Source organism: Deinococcus aerolatus, from assembly GCF_014647055.1.
Lineage (GTDB): Bacteria > Deinococcota > Deinococci > Deinococcales > Deinococcaceae > Deinococcus > Deinococcus aerolatus.
In genome coordinates this window covers 97,277-113,210 of the sequence record NZ_BMOL01000004.1, presented here as the reverse complement: position 1 = coordinate 113,210, position 15,934 = coordinate 97,277, and the positions used below count along the sequence as shown (strand labels likewise).

At 65.2% G+C, this 15,934-nt stretch carries 20 protein-coding genes; 12 read left to right on the top strand and 8 right to left on the bottom strand.

What is annotated here, in order from left to right; translation table 11 throughout:
* Nucleotides 1-293 precede the first annotated feature (293 nt).
* The 4 genes from IEY31_RS06140 (at nucleotide 294) to IEY31_RS06125 (ending at nucleotide 2,139) form a co-directional block, all read left to right on the top strand.
* Nucleotides 294-1,013, top strand: coding sequence for a multidrug transporter (locus IEY31_RS06140; protein WP_188970047.1), 720 nt, complete (start codon nucleotides 294-296; stop codon nucleotides 1,011-1,013).
* Between the two features lie 233 nt (nucleotides 1,014-1,246).
* A complete protein-coding gene (locus IEY31_RS06135) occupies nucleotides 1,247-1,582 on the top strand; it encodes a winged helix-turn-helix domain-containing protein (RefSeq protein WP_188970045.1) in 336 nt (111 codons plus the stop codon).
* A 53-nt stretch (nucleotides 1,583-1,635) separates the two neighbouring features.
* Complete coding sequence (locus IEY31_RS06130) at nucleotides 1,636-1,875, top strand: hypothetical protein (RefSeq protein WP_188970043.1); 240 nt, start codon at nucleotides 1,636-1,638, stop codon at nucleotides 1,873-1,875.
* A gap of 66 nt (nucleotides 1,876-1,941) precedes the next feature.
* The gene (locus tag IEY31_RS06125; RefSeq protein ID WP_188970041.1) at nucleotides 1,942-2,139 is read left to right on the top strand and encodes a hypothetical protein; all 198 of its coding nucleotides are present in this window, start codon (nucleotides 1,942-1,944) and stop codon (nucleotides 2,137-2,139) included.
* Between the two features lie 675 nt (nucleotides 2,140-2,814).
* Here the strand turns inward: IEY31_RS06125 and IEY31_RS06120 are convergent.
* Entirely contained in the window at nucleotides 2,815-2,976 is a 162-nt protein-coding gene (locus tag IEY31_RS06120; protein WP_188970039.1) for a hypothetical protein, read from the bottom strand.
* 28 nt (nucleotides 2,977-3,004) lie between these two features.
* Entirely contained in the window at nucleotides 3,005-3,223 is a 219-nt protein-coding gene (locus IEY31_RS06115) for a hypothetical protein (protein WP_188970037.1), read from the bottom strand.
* Nucleotides 3,224-3,504: 281 nt separating this feature from the next.
* Here IEY31_RS06115 and secA point away from each other — a divergent pair, with 281 nt between their 5' ends.
* Nucleotides 3,505-6,114 carry a preprotein translocase subunit SecA gene (gene secA / locus IEY31_RS06110; protein WP_188970035.1) on the top strand — a complete coding sequence of 870 codons (2,610 nt, stop codon included), beginning with the start codon at nucleotides 3,505-3,507 and terminating at the stop codon, nucleotides 6,112-6,114.
* A gap of 87 nt (nucleotides 6,115-6,201) precedes the next feature.
* On the opposite strand, the gene pdxH is transcribed toward secA, so the two are convergent.
* The 3 genes from pdxH to IEY31_RS06095 all read right to left on the bottom strand — a co-directional run bounded on the left by pdxH (nucleotide 6,202) and on the right by IEY31_RS06095 (nucleotide 8,248).
* Nucleotides 6,202-6,846, bottom strand: coding sequence for a pyridoxamine 5'-phosphate oxidase (gene pdxH, locus IEY31_RS06105; RefSeq protein WP_188970033.1), 645 nt, complete (start codon nucleotides 6,844-6,846; stop codon nucleotides 6,202-6,204).
* A 99-nt stretch (nucleotides 6,847-6,945) separates the two neighbouring features.
* Nucleotides 6,946-7,812 carry a DNA-formamidopyrimidine glycosylase gene (locus IEY31_RS06100; protein WP_188970031.1) on the bottom strand — a complete coding sequence of 289 codons (867 nt, stop codon included), beginning with the start codon at nucleotides 7,810-7,812 and terminating at the stop codon, nucleotides 6,946-6,948.
* Nucleotides 7,813-7,945: 133 nt separating this feature from the next.
* On the bottom strand, nucleotides 7,946-8,248 hold the full coding sequence (locus IEY31_RS06095; RefSeq protein ID WP_188970029.1) for a putative quinol monooxygenase: 303 nt from the start codon (nucleotides 8,246-8,248) through the stop codon (nucleotides 7,946-7,948).
* 44 nt (nucleotides 8,249-8,292) lie between these two features.
* Between IEY31_RS06095 and IEY31_RS06090 the strand changes: the two genes are divergently transcribed.
* Nucleotides 8,293-8,934, top strand: a complete 642-nt coding sequence (locus IEY31_RS06090) for a pyroglutamyl-peptidase I (RefSeq protein WP_188970027.1) — start codon at nucleotides 8,293-8,295, stop codon at nucleotides 8,932-8,934.
* On the opposite strand, the gene trpS is transcribed toward IEY31_RS06090, so the two are convergent.
* Both trpS and tdh read right to left on the bottom strand, forming a co-directional pair.
* Nucleotides 8,931-9,941, bottom strand: coding sequence for a tryptophan--tRNA ligase (trpS, locus tag IEY31_RS06085; protein WP_188970025.1), 1,011 nt, complete (start codon nucleotides 9,939-9,941; stop codon nucleotides 8,931-8,933). The two genes, IEY31_RS06090 and trpS, sit on opposite strands and share 4 nt — an antisense overlap.
* Before the next feature lie 240 nt (nucleotides 9,942-10,181).
* Nucleotides 10,182-11,213 carry an L-threonine 3-dehydrogenase gene (gene tdh / locus IEY31_RS06080; protein WP_188970291.1) on the bottom strand — a complete coding sequence of 344 codons (1,032 nt, stop codon included), beginning with the start codon at nucleotides 11,211-11,213 and terminating at the stop codon, nucleotides 10,182-10,184.
* Nucleotides 11,214-11,403: 190 nt separating this feature from the next.
* Between tdh and IEY31_RS06075 the strand changes: the two genes are divergently transcribed.
* Together IEY31_RS06075 and IEY31_RS06070 are read left to right on the top strand one after the other, a co-directional pair.
* Complete coding sequence (locus tag IEY31_RS06075) at nucleotides 11,404-11,547, top strand: hypothetical protein (RefSeq protein ID WP_188970023.1); 144 nt, start codon at nucleotides 11,404-11,406, stop codon at nucleotides 11,545-11,547.
* 60 nt (nucleotides 11,548-11,607) lie between these two features.
* Nucleotides 11,608-12,039, top strand: coding sequence for a uracil-DNA glycosylase (locus IEY31_RS06070; RefSeq protein ID WP_188970021.1), 432 nt, complete (start codon nucleotides 11,608-11,610; stop codon nucleotides 12,037-12,039).
* An 8-nt stretch (nucleotides 12,040-12,047) separates the two neighbouring features.
* Here IEY31_RS06070 and mqnB read toward each other — a convergent pair whose 3' ends face one another.
* Nucleotides 12,048-12,692: a futalosine hydrolase gene (mqnB, locus tag IEY31_RS06065; protein WP_188970019.1), complete on the bottom strand. Its 645-nt coding sequence runs from the start codon at nucleotides 12,690-12,692 to the stop codon at nucleotides 12,048-12,050.
* Between the two features lie 114 nt (nucleotides 12,693-12,806).
* Between mqnB and IEY31_RS06060 the strand changes: the two genes are divergently transcribed.
* The 4 genes from IEY31_RS06060 to lgt all read left to right on the top strand — a co-directional run bounded on the left by IEY31_RS06060 (nucleotide 12,807) and on the right by lgt (nucleotide 15,872).
* A complete protein-coding gene (locus IEY31_RS06060; protein ID WP_188970017.1) occupies nucleotides 12,807-13,535 on the top strand; it encodes an SDR family oxidoreductase in 729 nt (242 codons plus the stop codon).
* A 196-nt stretch (nucleotides 13,536-13,731) separates the two neighbouring features.
* The gene (gene tatA, locus IEY31_RS06055; protein ID WP_188970015.1) at nucleotides 13,732-13,983 is read left to right on the top strand and encodes a twin-arginine translocase TatA/TatE family subunit; all 252 of its coding nucleotides are present in this window, start codon (nucleotides 13,732-13,734) and stop codon (nucleotides 13,981-13,983) included.
* A gap of 15 nt (nucleotides 13,984-13,998) precedes the next feature.
* Nucleotides 13,999-14,787, top strand: a complete 789-nt coding sequence (tatC, locus tag IEY31_RS06050; protein ID WP_188970013.1) for a twin-arginine translocase subunit TatC — start codon at nucleotides 13,999-14,001, stop codon at nucleotides 14,785-14,787.
* Between the two features lie 137 nt (nucleotides 14,788-14,924).
* Nucleotides 14,925-15,872, top strand: a complete 948-nt coding sequence (lgt, locus tag IEY31_RS06045) for a prolipoprotein diacylglyceryl transferase (RefSeq protein WP_188970011.1) — start codon at nucleotides 14,925-14,927, stop codon at nucleotides 15,870-15,872.
* The last annotated feature ends 62 nt before the right edge of the window (nucleotides 15,873-15,934 follow it).

The following is a 15,934-nucleotide window of genomic DNA, read 5'->3' as shown; positions in this document are numbered from 1 at the left end:
TGCGGGAAATCACCGCCCGTACAGGCCCATAAAGAAAGGATAATTTGGATCACGACACTATCCTACGGTAAGTGGTACGATGTCGAGTATCTTACAAGAGATCAGGTTTTTCTCACGTTCAGGCGCCGTTACTCATCACTGAACACGTCGATCTGAACTTCATGCTAAGCCAGATGCTCTGTCGCATCTGAAACAAGGGGCGCTTCATGTTTGAGAATTCGTCTGTAGTTGAGGCCCCTACCGGGGCCAGAGCCGCCCTCGCCGGAGGAAGTGCCGCCACCCCACTCAACCTAATGGTAGGGGAACGCCGGGTGGTGGCAACGCTACTGAGCGTCGCTGCCTTCCTCTTGCTGGCGGGTTTCCTAAGCCTAGTTGCCAAGCTGTACCTGACTGACTTTTTCGGACGTGACCTGTTCATCGGCCTGTTCGACCTGAACAATGAAAGCAATATGCCTGCCAATTTCTCGGCCCTAATCCTGCTGCTGTCGGCCGTGACCCTGGGCGTGATCGCCTGGTCCAGACGGCAGAACGCCAGCGCAGATGCTTTTTCCTGGAGAGCCCTGACTTTTATTTTCGGCTTCCTGGCGCTCGACGAGGCCGCCATGTTGCACGAGCGCACCGCCGATATCACTCGCAGCGTAGTCAAGGCCGACGGCATCTTGCACTACGCCTGGGTCTTGCCCTACGGTATCTTGGCGCTGATTGTCGGCCTCGCCTTCGTGCGGTTCCTGATTCAGCTGCCGGGCGGAATTCGTAGCCGCGTGATTGTGGCTGGAGCAGTTTACGTCATGGGCGCCCTGGGCTTCGAGTTGCTGGAAGGCCTAGTGGTCAGCACCGAAGGAACGCAGAACCTACTCAACCAGTCGCTTATCGTGGTTGAAGAGGGCATGGAGATGCTCGGCGTAATTCTGTTCATTGGGGCGCTACTGAGTTACATCCGCCTATATCTCCCCGGACTGCAACTGCACTTGCGTGTCGCTGCCCCGGCTGCCCCTGACGCGGCGGACCGCTGACCGATCACTGCTGAACCCATCCGGCGCAGTCCAGGCCGGGTCTATCTAATACGGACTCCGATTAAAAAGTGTAGAATCTGAGCATCAAATACTTCTCCTCTTCCGTCAAACTTCAGCATTCTGCTGCGGCGTTTTGGAGCATCTTCCGGGCCAGCACCTGCGCCGCCTAACGGCGCAGAGCACAGTTTTTTGCGCTGCATGCCGAAGGCAAACGTGAACACGAGCTGTTGGCGTTGACTCAATATTCGATCTCGGGTGCGCGCAAGGTCTTGCGTCGGTATCACACCCTGGGACTGGACGGTCTGAGAGATGGACGGGCCGACAACCGGGGCGCACCCACGGTCTTGACCCAGGCGGAGCAGCAACAGTTCGCCGCCCGTCTGCGCGAGGATTTTGACCAGGGCATCGTCTGGAGCGGCAAAATGGTTCAGGCGCACTTTGGCAAAACGGTGTACCTGAGCCGCACGTATGAGTTCATGCGACTGGCCGGGTTCTCGCCCCAGCGTCCCCGCCCCCGACATGTCGGGGGCGACATAACTGCTCAGGACGAGTTCAAATCAAAATCTTAGTGGAGCGGCTTCGCGCAGCGGAGCGGCTCCACCCTCACGTCTCGTTGTGGGCCATGGATGAACATCGCCTTGGCCTCCAACCCATCACGCGGCCCGTCTGGACGCCCACGGGTCACCCGGCAACCCGCCCTGTCCAGCCACGTTACGACTGGCTGTACCTGTATGCCTTCGTATGTCCTGAAAGCGGAGCCAGCCAGTTCTGGCTGGTCCCCGAGGTCACCAAACGCGCCTATCAACTCGTCGTGGCCGCGTTCGCGGCCAGTCTCGGAGCGGGGCCAGACCATCATATTTAGCTCGTTGAAAGTGGCGCGGGATTCCATGTCCCTCCGGTGGAGGGACATCCCCCTGGGCTGGAGACGGTGACACTGCCCCCCTATTCGCCAGAATTGCAGCCGGTGGAACGCGCCTGGAACCTGACGGATGAGCCGCTGGCCAACCGCTGCTTCGTCGCTGAACTTCAAAACGCGCTTGGAGAACGTTGCGCCTGGCTGGAAACTCAACCCAATCTCATCACCCAGCACACCCTGTTCCATTGGTGGCCCCTCTATACAAATTAATCGGAGCCCGTATAACACGGTGAAGCGTCAACGGAAACCTACCTGCCCCGGACTGCCCACATAGATTCGCTATTTACCAGCGCCAACGCCGCCTACCAGCCCAGCTGGAAATGGGCGCTAATCGTGCTACTGGTGGCAGGCAGCAACGGGCCGTGACGTGGTCACGCAACCCTGCTAACCGGACGCGACTGCCGGAACTGATGCGGACTACATAGTATAGATGATATGGAGCGGTGCCGGAGACACCGGGGTATCCGGGCAGGGCGGGAGGGAGAAAACAGGTTTCGCAGAACACTACGTAAGCGCTCCGGTAGATGTGCCACGCAGGAAGGCGCGGTGGTCATGCACTCGAATGACCTGACGTTGGTCCGCTCCCCCAGTAGCCCGACCTTCTGATGGGGCAATTTTCTGCTGATGACGCGCCCGCCCGCATCCGGCGATCTGGGCAGGTGGCTTGCGGCCTTTGAGGCCGGGTTGCCCGGCGTCGCGCACCGTGCCTTCCAGCGACCACTGCCTCCGCGCCGAGGTACAGCTCAGTGCCGCGAGGAAGGGCGAGAACGTCCAGACCCCGCGTCAGCACGTTCTCGCCCAGTTCGCCAGGTTCAACAGTGACCCCGTGCCCGCAAGTTCATCCAGCAGTTCGGCGTAAATCAGGTGAATCTGCCGCAGATTGGACTAGTCCGAGTTCCGCCGCACCCGTAACAGATGCTGCACAGTCACGCCCGCGTAGGCCTCGCCCTCAACGCTGAGGCCCACCAGCAGACGAATCTGGGGCTGGCGGGCGCTGCTGAAAGCGTGCTGTGGGCTGGTGCTGACGCTGTGAACCGTAACGGTCATCTGGGGAAGGGAATCCCATCCGGCAGATTCACTCGTTGTCTTCCACCAGTGCGGCCTCATTGTATTTGTTGGCCAGAATAAAGAACGTCGGGGCCCACAGGCCCACGAAGATGCCAAAACGTTCGCCGTGCGACTTTTCCTCATGGGTCTTATCGGTGCCGCCCTGGGTGGCCCAGATGGCGATGGACGCCAGAATGGATGACAGGCCCGCGATGGTCAGAATGTTGGAGATGCTGCGGTTGGACATGAATGTTCCCTCCTGGGCGGACAATAAGGCCTCTTGGCCAGAAACCGGGCGCTGGCCCCGCGCCTGTCACCTACTGTGACCGGGTTCACCAGACAGCTTTGCACGCTGGCCAACAGAGGCGGGAAGCGCTGCCTTTAGAGGAGGTTTACCCGGTCCCCAGGGGCCAATGACCCCCGAAGAGCGGGCCCGCCACCGTGAGTCTGCCCCGCTCAGGTTGCCTACGCGCGCCACTGTGAACCTGTGAGGTCACGGTCAGCCTCAGAGCGGTATACTTGCTCGTCATGTTCCGTGTCCTCAATAAACTATTCGATAACAACCAACGCGACGTGCAGCAGATCGTGAAAACCATCGTGCAGCCGGTCAACGCGCTGGAAGAAGAGATGATGGGGGTGGAAGACCTCGCCGCCGCCTTCGCCGAGCTGCGCGTGCGCGTTCAGGAGGGCGGCGAGTCCCTGGACGACGTGGTGATCCCCGCCTTTGCCCTGATTCGCGAGGCCGGGCGGCGCTCCATTGGCAAGCGGCACTACGACGTGCAGCTGATCGGCGGTTACGCCCTGCACAAGGGCCGCATCGCCGAGATGCGCACGGGCGAGGGCAAGACGCTGGTGGCGACGCTGGCGCTGGCGCTGAACGCGTTGCAGGGACGCGGCTGCCATCTGGTGACCGTGAACGATTACCTGGCGCGCGTGGGGGCCGATGAGATGGGCCTGCTGTACCGCACCCTGGGCCTGACGGTGGGGCTGGCCAGCCGCGAGTTGCAGCCCGCACAGAAGCAGGCCGCCTACGCCTGCGACATCACCTACGTCACCAACTCGGAGCTGGGCTTCGACTACCTGCGCGACAACATGGCCCAGAGCCGCGAGGCGCTGTCCCTGCGCGCCGAGCATCCCCTGAACTTCGCCATCGTGGACGAGGTGGACAGCATCCTGATCGACGAGGCCCGCACGCCGCTGATCATCTCGGGCGCGGCAGAAAAGGCCACGGACCTGTACTACGTCTACGCCAAGCTGATCCGGCGGCTGCAGAAGGGTGAGCCCGCTGTTCCCGGCGAGCGCACCGAGGCCACAGGCGACTACACCATTGAGGAAAAGACCAAACAGGTCCACATGAACGAGAGCGGCATTGCCAAGATCGAGCGGCTGCTGAGCATTCCCGACCTGTACAGCCCCGAGAACATGGACAAGGCACACATGATCACCCAGGCGGTGCGCGCTCACGAGTTGTACCACCGCGAGAAGGACTACATCGTCAACGCCGAGGGCGAGGTCATCATCATTGACGAGTTCACCGGGCGCAGCATGCCGGGCCGCCGCTACGGCGAGGGGCTGCATCAGGCGATCGAGGCCAAGGAAGGCGTCAAGATCGAGAACGAGAACCAGACGCTGGCCACTATCACCTACCAGAACTTCTTCCGCCTGTACAACAAGTTTTCCGGTATGACCGGCACCGCCAAGACCGAGGAAAAGGAATTCCTGGACATCTACGGCTCCGACGTGCTGGTGATTCCCACCAACCGCGACGTGATCCGCAAGGACGCCGAGGATCTGGTGTACCGCAGCAAGCTGGGCAAGTACAACGCGGTGGTGGAAGAGGTCAAGGAGATGCACGCCACGGGCCGCCCGGTGCTGATCGGCACCGCCAGCATCGTGACCAGCGAGCAGCTGAGCGAACTGCTGACCGCCGCCGGGGTCAAGCACAGCGTCCTGAACGCCAAATTCGAGGCCCAGGAAGCCAGCATCATCGCGCAGGCCGGGCGCAGCGGGACCGTGACCATCGCCACCAACATGGCCGGGCGCGGCACCGACATCAAGCTGGGCGGCGACGCCGAGTCCATCATCGGGGCCAGCATCGAACAGAGCCTGGGCCTCAACCGTTACGTGCCGGAAGTCGAGACCTTTATCACGGCGCTGAGCCGCCAGGACCCCCGGACGGTGGAGATCGGCCTGCGGATTCCCGGCATGACCGAGGACTTTATCCGGCAGGCCCAGCAGCTGCACTCCGAAACGGTGGCCGACCACGAGCGCGTGCAGCAGGCAGGCGGCCTGCACATCATCGGCACCGAGCGGCACGAGTCGCGCCGCATTGACAACCAGCTGCGCGGCCGCGCCGGGCGCCAGGGTGATCCCGGCAGCAGCCGCTTCTACGTGTCGTTCGAGGACGATCTGATGCGCCTGTTCGCCAACGAGCGCGTGGTGGCCATGATGGACCGACTGGGGATGGACGACACCCAGCCGATCGAGGCCAAGATGGTCACCGGGGCCATCGAGAAGGCGCAGGCCCGCGTGGAAGACCGCAACTTCAGCACGCGCAAGCAACTGCTGGAGTTCGACAACGTGATGAGCAAGCAGCGTGACACCGTGTACGCCCAGCGCCGCGAGGTGCTGCTGGGGCCGGACGAGGCCGTCGAGGAATCCACCGAGGGCATGATTGCCGACTTTGTGGACATGCAGCTGGCCACGTACCTGCCCATGGAAGCCAACCAGGACGCCTGGGACATCGAAGGGCTGCAGGCCGCCGTGCTGGACGCCGTGCCGCAGCTGGAGGGCTTCGACTTCGCCCACCTGCGCGACCTGTCGCCCGCCGAGGCGCAGGACGCCCTTCTGAAGGCGGTGGCCGACGCCTTTGACGCCCGCAAGGAAGAGCTGAGCCCCACCATGCTCAACAGCCTGTCGCGCTACGTGCTGCTGCAGACGGTGGATCAGCACTGGAAGGAGCATCTGCACGGCATGGACGTGCTGAGGCAGGGCATCGGCCTGCGCGGCTACGGTCAGCGCGATCCCTTCACCGAGTACAAGTTCGAGGCCACCAACATGTTCAACGACATGATCGACAACCTCAAGAGCGATGTGACCAAGTTCGTGTTCCGGATGCAATTCGGGCAGACGGGCTAAGGAGCACGGAACGGGCCGCGCGGGCAACAGCTCTTAGACTGTTGCCCGCGCGGCTTTTGGCAGGCGTCGCGTGGCAGGCAGGCTGATTTACGGCATCAGCCGCTCAGTCACCCAGCCCGCGTCCTGCCGCGTATACCGGAAGCGGTCATGCATGCGGTTGGGGCGGCCCTGCCAGAACTCCCACTCCTGCACGGCCACGCGGTAGCCGCCCCAGAAGTCGGGACGGGGCACAGGCTCGCCTTCGGGAAAACGTTCGTGCAGGGCAGCAAACTTGGCCTCCAAAGCTCCACGGTTTTCAATGGGCGCACTTTGCGGATCGCTGGCGTGGGCAGCCAGTTGGCTCTCGCGCGGGCGGACGTGAAAATAGTCGTCGGCCTGGGCCTCCGGTACGCGGGCAATTGAGCCGTAAGCCCGCACCTGCCGCTCCAGTTCGGCCCAGTAGAACAGCAGCTCGGCCTGCGGGTTGGCGGCCAGATCACGGCCCTTGTGCGACCCGAAGTTGGTGTAGAAGGTCAGCCCGCGCTCGTCCGCGCCGCGCAGCAGCACTGTGCGCACGCTGGGCCGCCCCGAGGCGTCTGCCGTCGCCAGCGACAGGGCGTAGGGCTCAGGCAGTTCGGCCTGCTGGGCCTCGGCAAACCAGCCCTGGAACTGGATCAGCGGCTCGCTGTGCAGGGCTGTCCGCCGCAGGCTGTCACGGGTGTACGAAATGCGCAGGGAAGCGAGATCGGTCATGAAAGCTCCTGTGCGCCTGTGGGCGCGTCCAACCAGCGAAACTCTAAACGTCGCACTGCCGAGAATCTGGCAGAGCATGGGCTTTCGGCGGTGGGCCCGTCAGGCAGTCTGACCTTTAGACCGCTCCTTGAGCATCTGACACCTGGGGCAGAAGTGCGTTCCCCGCTGTGCCAGCACGGTTTTCACAATGTCGGTACCGCAGCGGGGGCAGGGCTGGCCCGCCTGCCCATAGACGTGGTGCTCCAGCTGAAACAGCCCAGAAACACCGTCGTGCTGGCGGTAGTTGCCCACGCCACTGCCCAGACTGCTGCCGCCCGCCTCCACCGCCCTGGCCATGACCTCACGGATGGCTGCGTAGAGGCGGTTGCCCTCGGCCGGGGTCAGGCGGGTCTGGGCGGGGTGAATCTGGGCCTGCCACAGGCTCTCGTCGGCGTAGATGTTGCCCACGCCGCTGACCGGCTTCTGCGACAGCAGCCACGGCTTGACCGCACCCGCCCCGCGCGCCAGCCGCACGAAATCGGCCTCGGTAAAGTCATCCGACAGGGGCTCCGGACCCATCGCGGCCAGCGTGGGCATGCCCGCGTAGTCGCCAGGGCGCACCACCGCCATCTTGCCAAAGCGGCGCGGGTCATTGAAGAACAGTTGCTGGCCCTCGCCGGTGTCGTCCGGCTCTAAGGTCAGGGTGACGCGGGTGTGCTGTCCCGGCTCCAGGCGAAATCCCCCGGTCATGCCCAGATGGACGATGAATTCCAGATCGTGGGGGTCAGCCGCCGCCGCGTCCGCCGGCGCCAGTTGCAGCATCAGGTACTTGCCGCGCCGGGACAGCCCCGCGACCCGCCGCCCCACCGACAGATGGGTGTCGCGGTACCTGTGCGGCGCGTCGTGTTCGACATTGGCGATGACGCGCCCGCGCAGCAGCGGCTCGATCTTGCGGCGCGTGGTCTCGACTTCCGGCAACTCAGGCATAGGGGCCAAGCATAGCGGCGGGGCTGCCGGGCAAAGGTAGCGAAGGCTCCGGGAGGGGCGGGGTTCCGTTTGTTTCGTGCCTACTCTGTTCAGATTTCCAGGTGTTTTCAACACCTTTCGATCGGAGTTCCTGTCAGGCCACGTCCACCTCTTCCAGCACGGTCACCACCGGGGCCGCCTGAAACCAGTCCCCGGCTTTGGCCCGGTAGGCTTTGTAGTGTGCCGAGTCCCGGTGCGCCTGCACGGCGTCCATGTCGCGGTAGCGCTCCTGCACATGCAGGCGCACGGTACCGCCGTCGTCCTGGCGCAGCAGGTCATAGCGCAGGCAGCCGGGTTCCTGACGGCTGCTTTCCACCATGCCCCGCATCTCAGACAGCACAACGTCAACATGTTCAGGCTTGGGGGTGATCACGGCGTGGACGGCAATGGCAGGCATAGGCCATTGTCGCTCAAAGACGGCAGGGGGCTATCATTTCAGCCATGCCCACCCTGCTGCTGACCGGATTCGAGCCGTTCCACACGCATCCCGACAACCCCAGCGCGCGGGCCGCAACGGCGCTGGACGGGCTGGACGTCGGAGGAATGCACATCGTTTCAGCGCTGCTGCCGGTGGAGCCGCACTCGGCGGGCGAGGCGCTGGAGGCGCTGCTGGAGCGGCACGGCCCCGGCGCGGTGCTGCTGACCGGACTGGCGGCGGGCCGCCCACAGGTCACGCTGGAGCGCGTGGCGCTGAACGTCATGGACTTCAACATTCCCGACAATGCCGGGAACACCTACCGCGACGCGCCCGCCCATCCGCACGCGGACGCGCCTCCGGCGTACCTGTCCACGCTCCCGCTGCGCCCGATTCTCAGCGCATGGCAGATCGCAGGGATTCCCGGCCACATCAGCAACACGGCGGGCCTGTACGTCTGCAACTTCGTGATGTACCGCGCCCGCCACTGGCTGATGGAACGGGGCCGGGGCGACGTGCCCTGCGGCTTCCTGCATCTGCCGGCCAATGCAGCGGTGGCCCTGGCCGTCCCGGAAGACCGCCCGGCTCTCCCCTACCTGCCGCAGGACGAGATCACTCGGGCGGTGCAGGTGGCAGCGGAGGTGATGGCGCAGGGTTCCCGCGCCTAAAAGTAATCCAGGCCCATCGCCCCGCGCACGGCTTGCATCGTTTCAGCCGCCACCTCACGTCCGCGCCCGGTTCCCAGGCGCACCACCTCACGCACCTGCGGCATGTCGCGGGCAAAGTCGGCACGGCGCTCGCGGATGGGGGCCAGCGTCGCCTCCAGCACGTCCAGCAGGTGGCGCTTGACCTTCACGTCGCCCAGGCCGCCCCGGCGGTAGTGGTCTTTCATGGCCTCCAGGCCCGCGTGATCGGGATCGAAGGCGTCCAGATAGGCGAACACCGGGTTGCCCTCTGTCCGTCCGGGGTCTTCCGCCCGCAGATGAGTGGGATCGGTGTACATGCCGCGCACCTTGCGGGCCACCGTGTCGGCGCTGTCGGACAGGAAGATGGCGTTGTCCAGCGACTTGCTCATCTTGCCGCCGCCGTCCAGCCCGGGCAGGCGGGCGGCCTGCCCCACCAGCGCCTGCGGCTCGGTCAACACCGGGGCGTACAGGTGGTTAAAGCGCCGCACGATCTCGCGGGTCTGCTCGATCATGGGCAGCTGGTCCTCACCCACCGGCACCAGATGGGCGCCGAACGCCGTGATGTCGGCGGCCTGCGACACCGGGTAGACGAAGAACCCGGCGGGCACCGACTCGCCGTAGCCCTTCTGGGTAATCTCGGCCTTGACGGTGGGGTTCTGGCGCAGGTGCGACACGGTGACCAGATTCAGGTAGAAGACCGTCAGTTCGGCGATCTCGGGCAGCTGCGACTGGATCACGAAGGTGCAGATGTCCGGGTCCAGGCCCACGGCCAGATAGTCCAGCGCCACCTCCAGCACGTTGTCGCGCACCTTCTGCGGGTTCTCAAAGTTGTCGGTCAGGGCCTGCACGTCGGCCAGCAGCACGTAGGTCTCGTACTCGTGTTGCAGCGCCACCCGGTTACGGAGTGACCCGGCCAGATGGCCGATGTGCAGCGGCCCGGTGGGGCGGTCCCCGGTCAGGATACGTTTTCTGGGGGTGGGTGGGGTCATGGCTCAATCCTCCAAAGTAAAAGGGGGAATCAAAAAAAGCCGCGCCGGGAGCTTCTCCGGGCGCGGCCTGTCGGTTCGACGGCACAAAGGGAAAGGTCACCCGGTCAGCTGCCGGGCCACCATGCCTGAGTCTGTGCCTGCTGGAAAGTCATGGGGGCAGGATAGCGCGTGGCGTGGGGTAGCACCGTCACCCCCGGCTGGCCAGCGACAGGGTCAGCCGCACTCCTCCCACCATCCAACTCAGACGCCCCAGTCCAGAATGACCTTGCCGCTCTGGCCGCCCAGCATCGCGTCGAAGCCCTGCTGAAAGTCGGCGATGCCGAAGTGGTGGGTGATCACCGGGGTCAGGTCCAGGCCCGACTGGATCAGGGCCACCATCTTGTACCAGGTCTCGAACATCTCGCGGCCGTAGATGCCCTGGATGGTCAGCATCTTGAAGATCACACTGGCCCAGTCGATGTCCACGCGCCCAGCAGGGATGCCCAGCAGGGCGATCTTGCCGCCGTGGTTCATGGTCTGCACCATCTGCGCGAAGGCCACGCCCGAGCCGCTCATCTCCAGGCCGACGTCAAAGCCCTCGGTCATGCCCAGTTCCCCTTGCGCCACCGCCCACAGGTCTTCTCTGGCCACATTCACGGCGCGGGTCACGCCCATTTCACGCGCCAGATCCAGGCGGTACTCGTTGACGTCGGTGATCACCACGTGGCGGGCGCCGACATGCCGGGCGACGGCGGCGGCCATCACGCCGATCGGCCCCGCGCCGGTGATCAGCACGTCCTCGCCCACCAGATCGAACTTCAGGGCAGTGTGGACCGCGTTGCCGAAGGGATCGAAGATGGAGGCCAGATCGTCGGAGATGTCGTCGGGCAGTTTGAAGGCGTTGAAGGCCGGCAGCACCAGATACTCAGCAAAGGAACCGGGGCGCTGCACGCCCACGCCCTGGGTATTGCGGCACAGGTGGCGGCGGCCCGCACGGCAGTTGCGGCAGTGCCCGCAGGTGATGTGCCCCTCGCCGCTGACCCGGTCACCGATCTGAAAGCCGCTGACCTCGGAGCCCATGCCGGCCACCACGCCCACGTACTCGTGGCCCACCACCATCGGCGTGGGCACCGTTCGGCTGGCCCAGTCGTCCCACTTGTAGATGTGAACGTCGGTGCCGCAGATGCTGCTCTTTTTCACGCGGATCAACAGGTCGTTGGGACCGGGGACCGGCACGTCGGTCTCGGTCATCCAGAGCCCGGTTTCGGGCCTCAGCTTGCTCAGGGCGCGCATGGTGGCAGACGGTGCTGCGGCAGGAGATGGGGAAGTCACGGCGTCCGTTCTACTCCCCGCAGCCGCCCCGCGCCGTGACCGCGTTCACCCCAGCCGGACGCCCGCGCCGGAGGGCCGCAGGACGCCACCTCAACACTCCCTAAGCCCGCCCCGCTGTCGCCCGCCCCGCCGCGTGTCGTACCCTGACCGCATGATCAGATACCGCAAGCAAAATCCCCTGGAACCCGAAAAGGACGCCGAGGTCACCCTGAACGTCACGCCGCTGCTGTTTTTCGTGGTGGGCTATCTGGCGGTGCGGGCACTGATGCACACGGTCCGCAGCTACGCCGACTGACCGGCAGAGATAAACACGGGTCTGGCCCCGTGTGGGCAGTCAATCCGCTAGGCTAGGCACATGACCGACGCCACCTCTCAACAGTTCAAGAGCGCCGCCAGCAACCGTTTTGTCGTCCCCGGCTGGACCAATCTGGTCGAGGGCCTGCCCGACAGTGTGGAAGTCCAGCTGGATCTGGACCAGGCCGATATTGGGCGCGAACACGCCAGCCTGCTGGTCGAGTACTGGGCCACCAACGCCGACATGACTCTGCAGAGCATCCTGCCGGTGCGGGCCTTTATGACCACCCCCGAAGGCTGGTGTGTGTTTGTTCCGGCGCAGGGCCGGGTGCTGGTGCGCGCTGTGGACCCGCAGCCCACACCCCCGGTGCTGGTCAGCCACTGGATCAACATCGATCCCGCCACGCCTGCCGGGACCACCGTGAATGTGAAGGTCAACTTTCCCGGCGATCAGGCCAACTCCACCAGCGGCAAACTCTCGCTGAACAGCTGAGCCAGGGCCTACCCCCCCAGCTCTTCCCAGAGGTCCAGCGCCGCCGCCACGCCCCTGCGGGTGGCGGCCAGCGCCTGTGGGATCTGCCATGCGGCGCGGTCACGGGGACCGACCGGGTTGCTCACGCCGCGAACCTCCAGCACCGGCACTCCAGCCAGAAGGGCGGCGTGGGCCACCCCCGCACCCTCCATGCCCTCGGTGAGTGCGCTGGGGAAGCGGCGTTCCAGCGCGGCAGCGGCCCTGACAGTGCCGGTCACGCTGCTCAGGGTCAGCGTCGGCCCCAGGCCAGCGTCGGTGCGCCGCGCGACTTCCGGCGCGTGGGGCCAGCAGACAAAGTGCCCCGTGTGGGGCGAGTCTGGCAGCACCGACAGGCCCAGCCCCGCGAAGTCCAGAAACTGATCGCCGTCCCAGGCCCCCAGGTCCGCCTGAATGATCCAGGATGAGACGGCGAGGCCACCGGGGTGCAGGCCAGAGGCCGGGTACGCCCCGCCGATGCCCGCGCTGAGCACCAGCCCCGCCTCCTGTGCTTCCAGCGCCCGTGCTGTGGCCAGGGCCGCAGCCACAGCGCCCACCCCGGAAACGACCACGCGGGCCTTGAGGTCCAGCAGGCGTTCGGCCTCGGCGGGGGTGGCAACGACGATCAGGGGCAGCATGCAGGACAGGGTAAGGGTTGACGCGGCCCGCGGCGCCCTGTGTCCTGCGCCGCCCTATGTCCTGCAGAGCCCTGCCCCCCACGAAGCAGCCCCCGCACAGGTGTAACCTGCCCCATGACGTTATTCAGGCTGGACGGCAGACGCGCCCTCGTCACGGGCGGCAGCAGGGGCATCGGGCTGGCGGCGGCGCACGACCTGGTCCGGCTGGGGGCGCGGGTCACTCTTGCCGCGCGGCACGAAAACACCCTGAAAACAGCCGCCGACGCCCTGGGTGCCCGCTGGGTGGTGGCGGATGTCAGCACGCCGGAAGGTGTCTCGGCGGCCCTGCATGCGGCGGGCGAGATCGACATTCTGGTCAGCAACGCGGGCGGCCCCCCACCGGGGAAACCCAGCGAGGTCAGCGAGGCCGCGTGGCAGGCCGGGTACGACACCACCTTTCTCAGCACTGTGCGGCTGGCGAACGGCGTGTTGACAGGCATGCGCGAGCGCCGCTGGGGCCGCATCATCGCCGTCACCAGCCTGACGGTGGGGCGGCCCGCACCCACGCTGCCTGTCAGCAACGCCATGCGGGCCGCCGTGACCAATTACCTGCGGACGCTGGCGCTGGAGGTAGCCGCCGACGGCGTGACCTGCAACACGGTGGCGCCCGGCTACACCGCCACGGACCGCCTCAAGGCTCTCAACAGCAGCCCGGCCGACGCCGAGCGGCTGACCGCCCGCATTCCTGCCCGCCGCTTCGGGCAACCCAGCGAGGTGGGGGCGGCCATCGCCTTTCTGGCGACGAACGAGGCCGCCTACATCACCGGGCAGGAGGTGCTGGTGGACGGCGGCTGGAGCATCTGAAGGAACAGCGCAACCCCCAGATTGCGCGACAAGCGTGACTTGACGGCGCGCCATTAAGGTTTAATGGGTAATCCGTCCGGCGCTGAACCGCATATCTACTGGACAGAGCGAGACCATACCGCCGCGCCCTCCCACACCTTCCCTCACCGCAAGTCACGCCTGGGCCAAGCCGCCCGGCACGCAAAGGAGTTTTCACATGGGTCCACTGGAAATTATTCTGATTATCGTCGTGATCGCCCTGGTCTTCGGGGCCAGCAAACTGCCGCAACTGGGCAAGGGCCTGGGCCAGGGCATCAAGGAGTTCAAGCGTGAGACGGGCAAGACCGACACCGATGACGTGGTGGCCGCGCCCATCACCGACGTGTCCGCCCGCCAGATCGATCCTGTGACCGGCGCGCCGCTGCCCACTGAACGCGAACGCGAGACCGCCGGCAACCGCCGCGCATAAGGGAGGGGTCACGTCATGTCCCGCCCCACTGCCCCCAGCACGGACCTGAAAAGCGCCCCGCTGTTCGATCACCTCGACGAGCTACGCAAGCGTCTGGTCATCAGCGTGATTTTCCTGGTCATCGGGATGTCGGTGGCCTTCGTCTACCGCATTCAACTGATTGACTGGGTCAAGGGACCGCTGCAGTATTCGGAGCTGTACACCGCCGGCAAGGTTCAGGTCGTCACCTACACCCTGACCGAGCCGCTGCTGCTGAGCCTGAACCTGTCGCTCTGGGCGGGGCTGGGGCTGGCGCTGCCCTTTATTCTGGGTCAGGTCTGGGGCTTCATCTCGCCGGGGCTGTACGCCAGCGAGCGGCGCTGGGCCATTCCCTTCATCGTCGGGGCCGGGCTGTCTTTCCTGGGCGGCGCGGTGTTCGGGTACAAGCTGGTGCTGCCCACGATGGTGCCGTTTCTGGTGGAGTTCCTGGCCGGGGCAGTCACCCCGATTCTGGGGCTGGGCCAGTACATCGGGACCGTCACGACGTTCCTGGTGGCCTTCGGGCTGGCCTTTGAGATGCCCATCCTGTCCATCATCCTGACGCGCATCGGCATCGTGAACCACGTCATGCTGCGCAAGGGCTGGCGCATCGCGCTGGTGGCGATCATGGTGGCCGCCGCCGTCATCACGCCCACGCCGGACCCCACCAACATGATGCTGGTGGCCGTGCCGCTGTACGTGCTATACGAACTGAGCGTGCTGCTCTCGCGGGCCTTCCGCCTGCCGCCGCCCGAGACCGAAGAAACGCCCGCGATGGGCCTGTGACGTCCCCACACCCGACCCCGCCCCAACTGGGGTGGGGCTTTTTGCTGCCGCCGCAACCCAGTTGCCGGCCTGGTGAAGGGACTGCGCAGCGCGTGGGCCATGTCCACCCCGCAAAAGGCTTAAACTAGCGCCGTCTTATGAATCCTGTCTTCCTTCAAATCGGTACCTTCACGATTGCCTGGTACGGCGTGCTGATCACGCTGGGCATCGTGATCGGCGCGTGGCTCGGCACACGCATGGCCCGCCAGCGCGGCCTGAACGTCAACCTGTTCAGCGACATGATCCTGTGGATGATCGTGTGGGGGCTGGTCGGCGCCCGGCTGGTCTTCGTGGTCACGTCCTGGGGGCAGTTCGCCGACACGCCGTTTCCGCGGGTGCTGCTGGACATCGTCAACCTGCGCTCGGGCGGTATCTCCATCCACGGCGGCCTGATCGGCGGCATCCTGGTGCTGATCTACTACACCCGGCGCTACAGGCTCAATTTTTACCAGTACGCGGACCTGTGCGTGCCGGGAGTGGCCTTCGGCGTGATCGGCGGGCGCATCGGCAACATCATGAACGGCACCGACACGGTGGGCCGCGTGACGAACTGGGCGGTCGGCTACCGCTGGCCAGACAGTGCGCGGGCCTTCCACAACGGCATGTGCCAGCCCAACCCCAACCCCAACATGGACCTGTCGCAGTACTGCCAGGACATCGGCGGGCAACTGGTCATGACTGCGCCAGTGCATTTCACCCAGCTGTACGGCGTCTTTATTGGCATTATCCTGGCCGTCGCCTCGTACTTCTGGCTGCGCTCACTCAAGCCAGGCTGGACGTTCTGGCAGTTCTGGCTGTGGTACAGCGTCCTGCGCGCCGGCTGGGAAGAAACCTTCCGCCTTAACCCGCTGCTGCCGAACGTGTACCTGAGTCAGGGCCTCGACAAGCCGGGCATCGGCCTGTTCACCGAAACCCATGTGATCAGCATTGTGCTGATTATCGTGAGCATCATCATGCTGGCCCGCATTCGCAGGCAGCCGGATATGCCGCTGCCGGTGGGCGTCCAGGCGGACTCTCCTGCAGGCGGGCAGACGCAGACGCGTTAGACCAAAGAACACAGTACAGCGGGCGGCCCACCATCAGCGGGCCGCCCTTTTGTTGATTCGGA

Coding starts and splice junctions, on each gene's coding strand:
- IEY31_RS06140 (WP_188970047.1), top strand. CDS start 294: ATGGTAGGGGAACGCCGGGTGGTGGCAACGCTACTGAGCGTCGCTGCC.
- IEY31_RS06130 (WP_188970043.1), top strand. CDS start 1,636: ATGGATGAACATCGCCTTGGCCTCCAACCCATCACGCGGCCCGTCTGG.
- IEY31_RS06120 (WP_188970039.1), bottom strand. CDS start 2,976: ATGACCGTTACGGTTCACAGCGTCAGCACCAGCCCACAGCACGCTTTC.
- IEY31_RS06115 (WP_188970037.1), bottom strand. CDS start 3,223: ATGTCCAACCGCAGCATCTCCAACATTCTGACCATCGCGGGCCTGTCA.
- secA (WP_188970035.1), top strand. CDS start 3,505: ATGTTCCGTGTCCTCAATAAACTATTCGATAACAACCAACGCGACGTG.
- pdxH (WP_188970033.1), bottom strand. CDS start 6,846: ATGACCGATCTCGCTTCCCTGCGCATTTCGTACACCCGTGACAGCCTG.
- IEY31_RS06100 (WP_188970031.1), bottom strand. CDS start 7,812: ATGCCTGAGTTGCCGGAAGTCGAGACCACGCGCCGCAAGATCGAGCCG.
- IEY31_RS06095 (WP_188970029.1), bottom strand. CDS start 8,248: ATGCCTGCCATTGCCGTCCACGCCGTGATCACCCCCAAGCCTGAACAT.
- IEY31_RS06090 (WP_188970027.1), top strand. CDS start 8,293: ATGCCCACCCTGCTGCTGACCGGATTCGAGCCGTTCCACACGCATCCC.
- trpS (WP_188970025.1), bottom strand. CDS start 9,941: ATGACCCCACCCACCCCCAGAAAACGTATCCTGACCGGGGACCGCCCC.
- tdh (WP_188970291.1), bottom strand. CDS start 11,213: ATGCGCGCCCTGAGCAAGCTGAGGCCCGAAACCGGGCTCTGGATGACC.
- IEY31_RS06075 (WP_188970023.1), top strand. CDS start 11,404: ATGATCAGATACCGCAAGCAAAATCCCCTGGAACCCGAAAAGGACGCC.
- IEY31_RS06070 (WP_188970021.1), top strand. CDS start 11,608: ATGACCGACGCCACCTCTCAACAGTTCAAGAGCGCCGCCAGCAACCGT.
- mqnB (WP_188970019.1), bottom strand. CDS start 12,692: ATGCTGCCCCTGATCGTCGTTGCCACCCCCGCCGAGGCCGAACGCCTG.
- IEY31_RS06060 (WP_188970017.1), top strand. CDS start 12,807: ATGACGTTATTCAGGCTGGACGGCAGACGCGCCCTCGTCACGGGCGGC.
- tatA (WP_188970015.1), top strand. CDS start 13,732: ATGGGTCCACTGGAAATTATTCTGATTATCGTCGTGATCGCCCTGGTC.
- tatC (WP_188970013.1), top strand. CDS start 13,999: ATGTCCCGCCCCACTGCCCCCAGCACGGACCTGAAAAGCGCCCCGCTG.
- lgt (WP_188970011.1), top strand. CDS start 14,925: ATGAATCCTGTCTTCCTTCAAATCGGTACCTTCACGATTGCCTGGTAC.